Origin of the sequence: Pseudoxanthomonas sp. F11 (assembly GCF_037046485.1) — a bacterium.
Taxonomy (GTDB): Bacteria; Pseudomonadota; Gammaproteobacteria; order Xanthomonadales; family Xanthomonadaceae; genus Pseudoxanthomonas_A.
In genome coordinates, this window is sequence record NZ_JBANLZ010000003.1 from 193,360 (window position 1) to 206,469 (window position 13,110).

The 13,110-nt window shown below is 68.5% G+C and carries 14 protein-coding genes and 1 pseudogene; 9 read left to right on the plus strand and 6 right to left on the minus strand.

All coding sequences use genetic code 11. From position 1 onward, the window contains the following. The first annotated feature begins 46 nt into the window (after positions 1-46). Positions 47-880: a 20S proteasome subunit A/B gene (locus V8246_RS11415; RefSeq protein ID WP_336189250.1), complete on the plus strand. Its 834-nt coding sequence runs from the start codon at positions 47-49 to the stop codon at positions 878-880. A gap of 6 nt (positions 881-886) precedes the next feature. Beyond that, positions 887-1,075, plus strand: coding sequence for a hypothetical protein (locus V8246_RS11420; protein WP_162108617.1), 189 nt, complete (start codon positions 887-889; stop codon positions 1,073-1,075). 6 nt (positions 1,076-1,081) lie between these two features. Here V8246_RS11420 and V8246_RS11425 read toward each other — a convergent pair whose 3' ends face one another. Continuing rightward, positions 1,082-2,023: an alpha-E domain-containing protein gene (locus V8246_RS11425; RefSeq protein ID WP_336189251.1), complete on the minus strand. Its 942-nt coding sequence runs from the start codon at positions 2,021-2,023 to the stop codon at positions 1,082-1,084. Further along, positions 2,023-3,480, minus strand: a complete 1,458-nt coding sequence (locus V8246_RS11430) for a circularly permuted type 2 ATP-grasp protein (protein WP_336189252.1) — start codon at positions 3,478-3,480, stop codon at positions 2,023-2,025. Before V8246_RS11430 ends, V8246_RS11425 begins: the two co-directional genes overlap by 1 nt. A gap of 182 nt (positions 3,481-3,662) precedes the next feature. Between V8246_RS11430 and V8246_RS11435 the strand changes: the two genes are divergently transcribed. Further along, a complete protein-coding gene (locus V8246_RS11435; RefSeq protein ID WP_336189253.1) occupies positions 3,663-4,403 on the plus strand; it encodes a pteridine reductase in 741 nt (246 codons plus the stop codon). 127 nt (positions 4,404-4,530) lie between these two features. On the opposite strand, the gene folK is transcribed toward V8246_RS11435, so the two are convergent. The 3 genes from folK to tsaD all read right to left on the minus strand — a co-directional run bounded on the left by folK (position 4,531) and on the right by tsaD (position 6,507). After that, entirely contained in the window at positions 4,531-5,016 is a 486-nt protein-coding gene (gene folK / locus V8246_RS11440; protein WP_336189254.1) for a 2-amino-4-hydroxy-6-hydroxymethyldihydropteridine diphosphokinase, read from the minus strand. A 4-nt stretch (positions 5,017-5,020) separates the two neighbouring features. Then, the gene (folB, locus tag V8246_RS11445) at positions 5,021-5,380 is read right to left on the minus strand and encodes a dihydroneopterin aldolase (RefSeq protein ID WP_336189255.1); all 360 of its coding nucleotides are present in this window, start codon (positions 5,378-5,380) and stop codon (positions 5,021-5,023) included. An 86-nt stretch (positions 5,381-5,466) separates the two neighbouring features. After that, a complete protein-coding gene (gene tsaD / locus V8246_RS11450) occupies positions 5,467-6,507 on the minus strand; it encodes a tRNA (adenosine(37)-N6)-threonylcarbamoyltransferase complex transferase subunit TsaD (protein ID WP_336189256.1) in 1,041 nt (346 codons plus the stop codon). 122 nt (positions 6,508-6,629) lie between these two features. Here tsaD and rpsU point away from each other — a divergent pair, with 122 nt between their 5' ends. The 4 genes and pseudogenes from rpsU to V8246_RS11470 all read left to right on the plus strand — a co-directional run. Further along, a complete protein-coding gene (rpsU, locus tag V8246_RS11455; RefSeq protein WP_002808376.1) occupies positions 6,630-6,845 on the plus strand; it encodes a 30S ribosomal protein S21 in 216 nt (71 codons plus the stop codon). Positions 6,846-6,944: 99 nt separating this feature from the next. Further along, a complete protein-coding gene (locus tag V8246_RS11460) occupies positions 6,945-7,391 on the plus strand; it encodes a GatB/YqeY domain-containing protein (protein WP_187574007.1) in 447 nt (148 codons plus the stop codon). A 42-nt stretch (positions 7,392-7,433) separates the two neighbouring features. Then, a complete protein-coding gene (locus V8246_RS11465; RefSeq protein ID WP_336189258.1) occupies positions 7,434-7,928 on the plus strand; it encodes a GNAT family N-acetyltransferase in 495 nt (164 codons plus the stop codon). 58 nt (positions 7,929-7,986) lie between these two features. Continuing rightward, positions 7,987-8,838, plus strand: a pseudogene (locus V8246_RS11470) (YihY/virulence factor BrkB family protein); the annotation flags it as partial. A gap of 124 nt (positions 8,839-8,962) precedes the next feature. Here V8246_RS11470 and dld read toward each other — a convergent pair. Further along, positions 8,963-10,651, minus strand: coding sequence for a D-lactate dehydrogenase (dld, locus tag V8246_RS11475; protein ID WP_336189514.1), 1,689 nt, complete (start codon positions 10,649-10,651; stop codon positions 8,963-8,965). Between the two features lie 71 nt (positions 10,652-10,722). Here dld and dnaG point away from each other — a divergent pair, with 71 nt between their 5' ends. Both dnaG and V8246_RS11485 read left to right on the plus strand, forming a co-directional pair. Continuing rightward, positions 10,723-12,453 carry a DNA primase gene (gene dnaG / locus V8246_RS11480; protein ID WP_336189259.1) on the plus strand — a complete coding sequence of 577 codons (1,731 nt, stop codon included), beginning with the start codon at positions 10,723-10,725 and terminating at the stop codon, positions 12,451-12,453. A 10-nt stretch (positions 12,454-12,463) separates the two neighbouring features. Then, the gene (locus tag V8246_RS11485; protein WP_336189260.1) at positions 12,464-12,958 is read left to right on the plus strand and encodes a sulfur transferase domain-containing protein; all 495 of its coding nucleotides are present in this window, start codon (positions 12,464-12,466) and stop codon (positions 12,956-12,958) included. Positions 12,959-13,110: the final 152 nt, after the last annotated feature.

Genomic DNA, 13,110 nt, shown 5'->3' on the forward strand with positions numbered 1-13,110 from the left:
GGGGGTCGCGCATAGAATCGTGGTGCACAGCAGCAACGGACACGCCATGACCTATTGCGTCGGCATCGAAGTCAACGAAGGCCTGGTCTTCGCCGCGGACACCCGCACCAGCGCCTCCTTCGACGATGTGCGCGTGTACCGCAAGATGCACGTATTCGAATGGCCCGGCGACCGCGTGTTCGTCATCATGTCGGCCGGCAACCTGGCCACCACGCAGCTGACCATCTCGCGGCTGCAGCGCGATGCCGACGATCCGGATGCGACGCGGAGCCTGCGCACGTTCTCGCACCTGTACGAAGTGGCGGAGTACGTCGGCGACACCCTGGTCGCCAGCCAGGTGAAGATGAAAGACGAGGCGCAGCAGAGCGGCGTCAACGTGCAGTCCACGCTGATCCTGGGCGGCCAGATCGCGGGCGAGCGTCCCGGCCTGTACATGGTCTACCCGCTCGGCAACTGCATCGCCACCTCGCCGGAAACGCCGTACCTGCAGATCGGCGAATCCAAGTACGGCAAGCCGATCCTGGACCGCATCATCCGCCCGGAAACATCACTGGAGGATGCGGCGCGCTGCGCACTGGTGTCGCTGGATTCCACCATCCGCTCCAACCTGTCGGTCGGCATGCCGGTGGACATGGCGCTGCTGCGCAGCGGCGACCTGAAGATCAGCCAGAAGATGCGGCTGGAAGCGGACACCCCGCTGTACGCCGAGATCCACGACACCTGGTCGCGCAAGCTGGAAGCCGCCGTGCACAGCCTGCCGCGTTTCCCGTGGGAACCGCCGCAGGAACGCGAAGACGTGCCGGGACCGCTGCCGGCCATGCCGCCCCGCCGGATTCCTTCACGACAGGATCGGGGCGACGCACAGGGCCAGCAGCAGTAGCGACCGATGGCGGCCGGTGGCCTGAAGCCCTGGGTGGTCGCACTGCTCGTGTTCTGCGTGGGACTGGGGCTTACTGCCCTCTGCCTGGCATGGTGGGTACCGCCGGCATGGCGTATCGCGGCGGGCGTGGCCGGCACGTTGATCGCCAGCAAGCTCGCGGCCGTGTCGGCCGCTGCGTGGCGTGCCCGCGACTGATCGGGTTCACCCGTGGAAGTAACTCGCGGCGATGGCATCGTGCAGCGCGCCCAGGTGCGTCTGGACCTCGTCCATGAACGCGGCGGGGTTCCGCTCCGCCAGCACGGCCGGGTCGGCGTTGCGGGTCATCCCGATCACCCGGTTGAGATGGCGGTCCACGCCAGGGCGGGGCGGCATGGTGGGCAGCACGCTCTGCGCGCGCGTCAGGCAGAAGTGCACGCTGCGCGGAAACTCGTTGTTCTGCAGCAGGAACCGCAGCGCCAGTTCCGCGGTGACGCGCTGGCGCACGTGGCGACGGAACATCTGGTACGCGGCCAGCGAACGCAGCACGCTCATCCACTGCATGTTCTGGAACGCTTCGCGATCCTCTTCGTGGCGCGGCGTGACCAGGCCGGAGGCGCCGGCATCGATGATGCGCGTGGTCATGTCGGCCTGCTCCAGCGCCGTGCCCAGGCGCAGGAACTGGTACCCGATGTCGCGGCTGACGTTCGCGCTGAGCAGGCCGGAGACCTTCAGGCAGCCATCGACGATGCGCTGCAGGAACTCCATGCGGTAGCGCCGGCCCAGACTGCGCTCGCCCTGAGCGCCGATGTAGAGGTGCAGGTCGTTGATCGCTTCCCAGACGTCCTGTGGCAGCGTGTCGCGGATGCCGCGCAGGATTTCCCGGGCGGAATCCACGGACGTGCGCAGCGATGAGGGATTGCGTTCGTCCAGCAGCAGGAAGCGGATCACGTCCACGTCGCCTGCGGCGTCGCCGGCGTCCGGGTAGCACTGCTCGAAGCAGTCGCCCGCGCCCACCGTGTCGATCATCGGCCGCCACGCGAACCGCACCGAACGGGGCATGTCCAGCTGCAGCTGGCTGCCCACGCCGACCAGGCGCGCGGTGTTCTCTGCACGCCGCACGTAGCGGCTGAACCAGTACAGGTTGTCGGCGACGCGCGACAGCATCAGGCGTCCTCCCCTTCGTGGTCGGACAGGTCGACCACCCAGGTGTCCTTGGCGCCGCCGCCCTGCGAAGAGTTGACCACCAGCGAACCCTTCACCATCGCCACGCGCGTCAGTCCGCCGGTGGTGACATACGTGTCCTGGCGCGAGAGGACGAACGGGCGCAGGTCGATGTGGCGCGGCGACGGGCCCTGCTTGGTGACGATGGGCGCCGTGGACAGCGCCAGCGTGGGCTGCGCCATGTAATTGCGCGGGTTGGCTTGGATCAGCGCCTTGAACTTCTCGCGCTGCCGCTTGGTCGAGCGCGGGCCGATCAGCATGCCGTAGCCGCCGGATTCGTTGGCCGGCTTCACCACCAGCTGCTCGATGTGCTCCAACACGTACTTGCGCTCCTTGGCGTTGTGGCACAGGTAGCTGGGCACGTTCGGGAGGATGGGGTCCTCGTCCAGGTAGTACTTGATCATCTTCGGCACGTAGGCGAAGACCACCTTGTCGTCGGCCACCCCAGCGCCCGGTGCGTTGGCCAGCGCGACCCTGCCGGCACGCCAGCTGCGGATCAGGCCGGGCACGCCCAGCACCGAATCCGGATGGAACACCTCCGGATCGATGAACAGGTCGTCCACCCGGCGGTAGACCACGTCCACGCGCTTCGGCCCGTACACCGTGCGCATGTAGGTGCAGTCGTCGTCGGCGACGAACAGGTCGCTGCCTTCGACCAGTTCGATGCCCATGGCCTGCGCCAGGTAGGCGTGCTCGAAGTAGGCGCTGTTGAACACGCCCGGCGTCAGCAGCGCGATCACCGGCGTGTCGCCGGGACGCGGCGAGAGCGCGGCCAGGGTGTCGTACAGCTGGCTGGGGTATTCGTCCACCGGCAGGATCGAGCTGGTCTCGAACAGTTCCGGGAACACCCGCTTGGCCACCATGCGGTTCTCCAGCATGTAGCTGACGCCGCTGGGAATGCGCAGGTTGTCTTCCAGCGCGTACAGCGTGCCGTCGCCATCGCGCACCAGATCCGAGCCGCAGATGTGCGCCCATACGCCCAATGGCGGCGTGATGCCGACGCACTGCTCGCGGAAGTTCACCGAATCCTTCAGCAGCATCGCCGGGAACACCTTGTCCTTGACGATCTGCTGCCTGCCGTAGATGTCGCCGATGAACAGGTTCAGCGCGCGCATGCGCTGCTTCAGGCCGGCTTCGGTACGCTGCCATTCGCTGAGCGGGATGATGCGCGGGATCAGGTCGAACGGCAGCGTGCGGTCCACGTTGCGTCCGTCGGAATACACGGTGAAGGTGATGCCCTGCACGCGCGCCACCACGTCGGCGGCGAGCTGGCGTTCGGCGAGTTCGCGGCCGGACAGTCCGGCCAGGTATTCGACCAAGCGGCGTGCGGCCGGTCGCGGCCGTCCATCGGCCTGGATCAGTTCGTCAAAGGTCGTGGTGCGGTACTTCGCCCAGTCCATTCGCCTTCCTGCTGTCCCGGCCGGCGCATCCGGCACGGGGTGATGCGTCGCAACATGCCCGCTGGATGCTCGCGTCGTCAAGCATCCCTGCGGCGCAAAGATCGACTCACATTTTTCGGTGCCGTCTTGCGCCATTCCGGTGCAAAGCAGAGAGAATGCGGAGTCCTGTTCCGGAGCCTGCCATGCCCACGTCGCGTCGTGTCGTCCTCATCACCGGCGCCGCCCGTCGCATCGGCGCCGCGATCGCCCGCCGGCTGCATGCCGACGGCTATGACGTGGCGCTGCATTACCGGGACTCGGCCGCCGACATGCACGGTCTGGCCGACGAACTGGAAGCCGGGCGCCAGGGCAGCACGCTGATGCTGCAGGCCGACCTGGCGGTCTTCGACCGCCTGCCCGAACTGGTGGCGAGAACCGTGGGCCATTTCGGCCGCCTGGACGCCCTGGTCAACAACGCATCGGCGTTCTATCCCACGCCCGTGGGCGGCGCCACCCCGGCGCAATGGGAGGAACTGTTCGCGGTCAACGCGCGCGCGCCGTTCTTCCTGGCGCAGGCGGCAGCGCCGCACCTGCGGGCCGCACGCGGCGCCATCGTCAACATCGCCGACATCTATGCCGAGAAACCGCGTGCGGACCTGGCGGTGTACGCCGCCTCCAAGGCCGCGCTGCTGGCGGTCTCGCGCGGGCTCGCCGCATCGCTGGCGCCGGAGGTGCGGGTGAACGCGGTGTCGCCCGGCGCCATCCTGTGGCCGGATGGCGGCATCGATCCACACGTGCAGGACCGACTGCTGGCGCAGACACCGCTGGGCCGCATCGGCGACCCGGACGACATCGCCGGCACCGTCGCCTGGCTGCTCGGCGACGCCGCCGGCTACGTCACCGGCCAGGTGATCCACGTCGACGGCGGCCGGCACACGGCGTAAAGCCCCACGTAGCGTGCGCCATGCGCACGACCGCAGGATTGCCGACTCACGCGCACTGCCCGTTGCGCCGGATCGCGATCATGCGGTCGCGCAGCCGATGGTCATGAGGTCGTGCGCGCGGCGCACGCTACGGGAATGGCACCGCCTGGGGAGGCGTGGCGTGGTCGGGGTGTTCGCGCCACAGCGCCGCCAGCGTGCGTCCACTGCGCGGCTCGACCGCCTCCGGCGCGATGTCCACCAGCGGCAGCAGCACGAACGCGTGCTTCAACTCATCGCGGGGCAGCCGCAGGTTGCCCGGCCCCTGCAGCACCAGGTCGTCGTACAGCACGATGTCGATGTCGAGCGTGCGGTCGGAGAAGCGCGGCCCGCTGCGATCCCGGCCATGCGCATCTTCCAGCGCATGCAGCCAGTCGTTGAGCGCGAAGGGGTCAAGGTCGCTGTCGATCACGGCGGCGGCATTGAGGAAGTCGGTGCCGTCGAAACCGACCGAGCGGGTGCGGTAGACCGGCGACAGCACCACCTCGCCGAACCGCTCGCGCAGGGCGGCGACAGCGGCGCGCAGGTGGCGTTCGGGCTCGACGTTGCTGCCCAGGCTGAGGTAGGCCGTTCCCATGGCGTCAGGCCGGGCGTTCGCCGCGTTCGATCAGCACGCCCACGTTGCGGGCGCCGGTGACCGCGCCAGGCTTGCTGAGCTTCAAGCGCACCCAGGCCACGCCGAACTCGTCGCGGATGATCGCCGCGCACCGCTCCGCCAGTGTCTCGACCAGGCCGAAGTTCGCCCCCTCCACGAAGGCGATCAGCCGCTTGGACACCGCCTTGTAGTCCAGCGTGTGCGCGATGTCGTCGCTCGTCGCCGGCACGCGGTTGTCGAACGCCATCTCCACGTCCAGCGCCACGGTCTGGCGGATGCCGCGCTCCCAGTCGTAGATGCCGATGACGGTTTCGATGCGCAGGTCTTCGATGAAAACGATGTCCATAAGTGAAGAATGGGGAATGGGGAATGGGGAATGGGGAATCGTAAGGCTTTTGGATCCCCCGCTCCCGATTCCCTGTTCCCGATTCGCTATTCCCGGCTTGGCGCCACGGTCGCCAGCGTGGCCATGTCCCAGCGCGGCGTGACCCTCACTTCGGCCGTCTCGTGCTGGCCCGCCTCCAGCCTCAATGCGCCGGCGAAGGCGATCATCGCGCCGTTGTCGGTGCACAGCGACGGACGCGGGAAGCAGGCGCGGCCGCCGCGCCTGATCGCCATGTCCTGCAGTTTCGCGCGCAGGCGCTTGTTGGCGCCCACGCCCCCGGCGATGACGATGACGTCGCTGCCGGCTTCGTCCAGCGCGCGTTCGCACTTGATCGCCAGCGTGTCGACCACCGCATCCTCGAAGCCGCGCGCGATGTCGGCCTTGGTCTGGTCCGACTGGTCGCTGTCGCGCCAGGCCAGCAGCACCTGCGTCTTCAGGCCGGAGAAGCTGAAGTCCAGCCCGGGGCGGTCGGTCATCGGCCGGGCGAACTTGAACCGGCCCGGCGTCCCCTGTTCCGCCAGCGCGGCCAGCTGCGGACCGCCGGGGTACGGCAGGCCCATCATCTTGGCGGTCTTGTCGAACGCTTCGCCGGCGGCGTCGTCCAGCGTCTCGCCCAGCAGGCGGTAGCGGCCGATCGCATCCACGGCCACCAGCTGGGTGTGCCCGCCCGAGACCAGCAGGGCGACGAACGGCGCTTCCGGCGGGTCGTCTTCCATCAGCGGGGCCAGCAGGTGGCCTTCCATGTGGTGGACGGCCACGGCGGGCACGTCCAGCGCCCAGGCCAGCGACCGGGCCACGCCGGCCCCGACCAGCAGGGCGCCAACCAGACCCGGTCCCGCCGTATAGGCCACGCCGTCCAGGTCCCGGGTCTCCAGACCGGCCTCGGCCAGGGTCTGCCGGATCAGGGGCAGCAGCTTGCGGACGTGGTCGCGGCTGGCCAGCTCCGGCACCACACCGCCGTATTCGGCGTGCAGGGCGATCTGGCTGTAGACCGCGTGGGCCCGCAGGCCGGCCGCGCCGGACCGGCCGGTGTCGTAGACGGCCACGCCGGTTTCGTCGCAGCTGGTTTCGATGCCGAGGACTTTCATGACGGGGATCTGGGGCTCCTGGGGGACAGGGACAAGCCGGGGTGGGTTGCAGCGCCGGAGTCAGCCGCTATAATACGCGGCTCACCCGGTCTGCCCGGGCCTTTACTTCACCGAGATTACGTATGCCCAGCGTCAAAGTCCGCGAAAACGAGCCGTTTGAGTTTGCGCTGCGTCGCTTCAAGCGCACCTGCGAAAAGGCCGGCGTCCTGGCCGAAACCCGCAAGCGCGAGTTCTACGAGAAGCCGACCCAGGAGCGTAAGCGCAAGGCCGCCGCCGCGGTGAAGCGCCAGCTGCGCCGCAGCTCGCGCGACGTCACCAAGCGCCAGCGCCTGTACTGAGCCGCGTCGCTTCGCGAGAAGCCGGCACGCGCAAGCGTCGCCGGCTTTTTGTGTTTTTGGCGCCCGCGGGCGCCGCCCCACCCTCCGCAGGAGTCACCCATGTCCCTGAAACAGCAGCTCACCGATGACATGAAGGCCGCGATGAAGGCCGGCGAGAAGGATCGCCTGGGCGTCATCCGCCTGATCAACGCCGCCATCAAGCAGAAGGAAGTCGACGAGCGCGTGGAACTGGACGATGCCGCCGTGCTGGCCGTACTGGAGAAGATGGTCAAGCAGCGCAAGGATTCGGTCAGCCAGTACGAAGCCGCCCACCGTGAGGACCTGGCCGCCGTCGAGCGCGCCGAGATCGCGGTGATCGACGCCTACCTACCGGCCAAGCTGGGCGAGGCCGAGATCCTGGCCGCCATCGAGGCCGCCATCGGCGAGACCGGCGCGTCCGGCCCGGCCGACATGGGCAAGCTGATGGGCGTGCTGAAGCCGCGCCTGGCCGGCCAGGCCGACATGGGCCTGGTGTCCGCGCTGATCAAGAAGAAGCTGGCGGGCTGAGCCCAAGCCGCTCGGGGGACGTCTCCGTGGCATCCTGACGCCATGGAGACGCCTAAGATCATCCTGCGCCCGGCCACCCGCGCCGACATCCCGCAGATCCTCGATTTCATCCGCGGCCTGGCCGAGTACGAAAAACTCGCCCACGAAGCCGTCGCCACGCCCGCCCTGCTGGAACAGCACCTGTTCGGCCCGCGCCCCGCCGCCGAAGTCGTCATCGCCGAGGCCGACGGCACGCCGGCCGCCTTCGCCTTGTTCTTCCACAGCTTCTCGACTTTCCTAGGGCAGCCGGGGCTGTACCTGGAAGACCTCTTCGTCTATCCGCGCTATCGCGGCCTGGGGCTGGGCAAGCGGCTGATGGTGCATCTGGCGCGCCTGGCGGTGGACCGTGGATGCGGCCGCTTCGAGTGGTCGGTGCTGGACTGGAACACGCCCGCGATCGATTTCTATCGCCGCCTGGGCGCCACCGGCATGGACGAATGGACCGTGCAGCGCGTCAGCGGCGAGGCCCTGCGCGCGCTGGCGGACGCGTCCACCTGAACGTCCTGACGACGCCGCGCTAACGAAGCGCTGACACGCGGCGGGCCACCCTCGGCCCATGCACACGCCTGTCCGCCTTCCTGCGATCCGGAAACACCTGCAGCGGCTGGGTGCGCGCGCCGAGCGCAGCCTCCCCGTGGCGTTGATGCGCCGCTTCATCGAGACCGACCTGATGACGCAGGCCGCATCGCTGTCGTTCTATGCGCTGCTTTCGCTGGCGCCGCTGCTGATCCTGCTGCTGTGGCTGACGGCCTCGCTGTACCCGCCCGCTCAGCAGTCGCTGCTGGACCAGATTGGCCAGCTTGCCGGCTCCGATGCCGCCGCCGTGGCCAGGACCGTCATCCGCAACGCCGACGCCCGCCCCGACCTGGGCTCGCTGGCGGGGCTGTGGAGCACCGCGCTGCTGCTGGTGGGCGCGACCGTGGTCTTCGCCCAGTTGCAGGGTGCGCTGAACCTGATCTTCCGCACCGACGCGCAGCGTCTGAATGGCCTGATGGCGTGGCTGAAGAAGCGGGTGTTCTCGCTGGGCGTGGTGCTGGCCATCGGCTTCCTGTTGATCGTGTCGATGATCGCCACCACGGCGCTGCAGGTGGCCTTCGCCAGGCTGCCGTCGCTGCTGCCCTTGCTGGGCTACACCAGTACCCTGCTGCTGTACGCGCTCGCCTTCGCCTTCTTCTATCACTACCTGCCGGACCGGCGCGTGACGTGGAGGCAGGCGTTCCTGGGCGGCGTCATCACGGCGCTGCTGTTCGCAGGCGGGCGCTACCTGATCGGGCTCTACCTGGCCGAAGCGGCGCCCGGCAGTGCTTATGGCTCGATGGGCGCGCTGGTGCTGATGCTCGTGTGGATCTATTACGCCAGCGTGGTGTTCTTCGCCGGGGCGCTGATCACGGCGGTGATCGACGAGCGCAGAGTTCGAGAAGTGAGTGGGGAGGAGTGAGAAGTGAGCGAAAGCCGCTTTTCCTCACTCCTCACTCCTCACTCCTCACTCCTCACTCCTCACTCCTCACTCCTCACTCCTCACTCCTCACTCCTCACTCCTTCCAATCAGCCCGCTTGCTGGTCTGCCCGATGCCGGGGTTGAAGGTATTGGTGGGATCCAGCCCGCGGTAGAACGCGGCCAGCTGCGGCTTGGCGTGGTAGAGGTGGCCCACATTGTGTTCGGCCGGATACTCGGCGCCGCGCGCATCCAGCAGCTTCCAGAGCGCGTGCTCCACCGCAAGCGGATCCGTTCCCCGCCGCACGATGTAGTCCTGGTGGAAGACGTGGCAGAAGAAGTGTCCGTAGTAGAGACGCGCGACCATGGTGTCCGCCAGCGCGGGGGGCAGCATCTCCACCCAGTCGCGGTCGTCGCGGCGCAGGGCGACATCCAGCGCGACGATGTCCTCGACGGCGTCGCGATGCACTTCGCGATACCGGACGGCGGCGCCGGCGACGGCGAAACGGTGCAGAAACGCCTTGCGCCCCTCATCGGCATCGCAGGCGAAGAATGCGCTTTCGCGGTCGGCGAAGAAGCGGTCGAGGAAATCGCGCGTGGCACCTGCGTCCTGTGCCGACACCTTGAGCAGCAGGTGGTGCTCGTAGCGCGCGCGAAAATCACGCAGACGTGGCGGCAGGTGATCGGGCAACCATCCGGACACCGCCTGCAGCACGCGGTCGGTCAGGCCGCGCAGGCCCCACCGCTCGCACCAGCCGTCGATGCGGCTCTTCAGGGCGAACGCCGCCGGCACGCGGTCGGTGCCGAAGCGGTCGATCAACAGGAAGGTGTCCTTGCCGTAGCGGTCGCCGATATCGAAGGCGTCGCGATGCAGGTATTCGCCGGAGATCGGCAGCCGCTCGAAGGCGGTCAGCAGGTGGCGTCGTACTGCCGTCAGGTCGTCCGGATCGTTGCTGCCGATGTAGAACACGGCGGCTTCGTCCTTCTCGAACGTATCCAGCCGTACCGCGAACACGGCCAGCCGCCCCGCGCAGCCCGACGCCTCATGCAGGCGCGACGGATCGGCGTTGTAGCGCGCCGGCGTCGGCGCATCCACCTGCCGCACGTGGGTCGCGTAGCCGCGGTCGGAAGCCGCGCGGGCGGCATCGCGGGCGATGTCCGTCGCCGTGTAGTCGCCCGCCTGCAGCCGCGTCAGGATCTCCTCCGGCGTGTCGCCCAGGGCGATGCCGAGATGATTGACCAGCCGCAGCACGCCGTCAGCACCCACCTGTGCGTACAGCGCCAGCTCGGTGTAGGCCGGGCCACGCCGTACCAGCGCGCCCCCCGAGTTGTTGCACACGCCGCCGAGGACGGAGGCCCCGATGCAGGAGGAGCCGATGACGGAATGCGGTTCGCGCCCCAGCGGAGCGAGCGTCTTTTCCAGCACGTCCAACGTCGCGCCCGGCAGGCAGACCACCTGGCGGCCGTCTTCGATCACCTGCACGCCGGCCAGCCGCTGGGTGCTGACCAGTACGATGCCGCGGTCGTAGTCGTCGCCATCCGGCGTGGAACCACCGGTGAGCCCGGTGTTCGCCGCCTGCATCAGCACGATGCGCCCGGCCTGCACCGTGGCCTCCAGCACGCGCCACAAGGCCAGCAGCGTGCCGGGGCGCACCACGGCCAGCACCGGTCCGTCGCCGAAACGGTAGCCCTTGCGGTAGCGGCGCGTCGCCCGCGTACCGGTCAGGACGTGCGCCGCGCCCACGGCCTCGCGCAGTCGGGCCAGCAGGGCGTCGTCGGAGGGCATCGTCGCAGGCATGGCGGCATGGTAGCGCGCGACCCCGGCGGCCCGGCCGGGCATGGCATCCTATGTGGCCCATGGCCCGCATCCCCGACGCCTTCATCGACGAACTGCTCGCCCGGACGGATATCGTCGAGGTGGTGGGCGCGCGCGTGCCGCTGAAGCGACAGGGCAAGGAATACTCGGCCTGCTGCCCGTTCCACGACGAGCGCTCGCCCTCGTTCACGGTGTCGCCGACCAAACAGTTCTACCACTGCTTCGGCTGCGGCGCGCACGGCACCGCGCTGTCGTTCCTGATGAACTACGACCGCCTCGAGTTCCTCGACGCGGTGGAAGAACTGGCCCGCCGCAACGGCATGGAAGTGCCGCGCGAGACGCAGCAGCGCAACGAGAACAACGATACCCGCGACCTGTTCAACGCCCTGGAAGCGGCCGCGCGCTTCTTCCAGCGCAACCTGGAGGGCAGCGAGAAGGCCAAGGCCTACCTCGATGGCCGCGGCGTGGATGCGGCGATCCGCACGCAGTTCATGATCGGCTACGCGCCGGATGGCTATTCCGCGCTGAAGGACGCGCTGGGCACCGACGAGCGGCGGATGAAGCTGCTCGACCGCGCCGGCCTGTTCTCGAAGAACGACCGCGGCCACGTCTACGACAAGTTCCGCGACCGGGTGATGTTTCCCATCCACGACCGGCGTGGCCGCGTGATCGCCTTCGGCGGCCGCGTGCTGCACAAGGACGATGGCCCGAAGTACCTCAACTCGCCGGAGACCGCGCTGTTCCACAAGGGTCGCGAGTTGTACGGCCTGTGGCAGGTGAAGCAGGCCAACCAGAAGATCGCGCGGCTGGTGGTGGTGGAGGGCTACATGGACGTGGTCTCGCTGTTCCAGTTCGGCGTGAAGGAGGCCGTCGCCACGCTGGGCACGGCGACCACGCCGGAGCACGCCGAGCTGCTGTTCCGCAACGCGCCCGACGTGTATTTCTGCTTCGACGGCGACGCCGCAGGCCAGCGCGCGGCGTGGCGCGCACTGGAATCGGTACTGCCGCGCATGAAAGATGGGCGGCAGGCCTTCTTCCTGTTCCTGCCCGATGGCGAGGACCCCGACACCATCGTGCGGCAGGAAGGCGCGGCGGGCTTCGACGCGCGCCTGCAGCAGGCGATGCCGCTGTCGGAGTTCTTCTTCCAGGAACTGGGCAAGGACATCAAGCTGTCCACGCTGGACGGCAAGGCGCGTCTTGCCGAGCGCGCACGCCCCTTGTTGGCACAGATTCCCGATGGCGCCTTCGGCGACCTGATGCGCCAGCAGCTGACGGTCGTGACGGGCGTGGGCGCGGGCACGGCGACGCCGTCACCCGCGCCGGCACCGGCACGGCGCGCATCCGCTGCCAAGCCGGGCCAGAAGCCCAGCCTGGTCCGCCACATCATCGTGCGCCTGCTGCACAAGCCCGCGCTGGCCCTGGCGATCGAATCGACGCATGGTTTCTCGGGCCTTCGATTGCCGGGCATGGAACTGCTGCTGGAGCTGCTGGCCCTGGTCCATGCGCGCCCCGACATCACCACCGGCGTGCTGCTGGAGCATTTCGCCGAACGCGACGAGGCCACCGCGCTGCAGAAGCTGGCGATGCAGGACCTGCCCGGCGACGAGGACGGCTGGCGGCAGGAGGTCCTGGATGCCGCGGTTCAGCTGGAGAAGCAGATGCTGCAGCAGCGCCTTGACGAACTGCAGGCCAAGCAACGCAATATCGGGCTGGACGAAGCCGACAAGTACGAACTGCGTACGCTGCTGCAGGCCCGCATCGGCCGCCATTGAGGACTCCGTGATGAAACGCACCGCATCATCCCTGCTGCTCTCCGCGCTGCTGTGCGCAGCGTCCTTCGCCGTCACCGCCCACGATTTCGTCCAGCCCCGACCCGGGCTGCATACCGGTGGCCAGCCCTCGCGCGACGATCTTGCGCGCCTGCAGGCCGAAGGCGTGCGCACGGTGATCGACCTGCGCGCTCCCCAGGAAGATCGCGGCTACGACCAGGCCGCCGAGGTGCGTCGCCTCGGCATGGACTACATCGCCCTGCCGATCGCCGGCAAGGACGACATCACGCCAGCGAACGCCGCGGCCCTGCATGCCCTGCTGAAAGAACGCGACGGCGAAGTGCTGCTGCATTGCGCCTCGGGCAACCGCGTCGGTGCGCTGCTGGCGCTGGCGGCCGTCCAGGTCGATGGCGCATCGCCGGAAGCCGCGCTCACCCTGGGCCGTGCGGCCGGACTGAAGTCGCTGGAGCCGGTGGTGAGGGAGCGGTTGGCGAAGCCGGAACGCTGAGGGGTCTGTAGGAGCGACGTGAGTCGCGACCGCACGGACGAAGCCACGTTTCAAGTTCGTTCGTGCGGAAGCGCGGCAACGGCATCGCACGAGCCAAGCAGAAGAAGCGCCGATCAGGAGCGGTCGCGACTCACGTCGCTGCTACAGCAGCA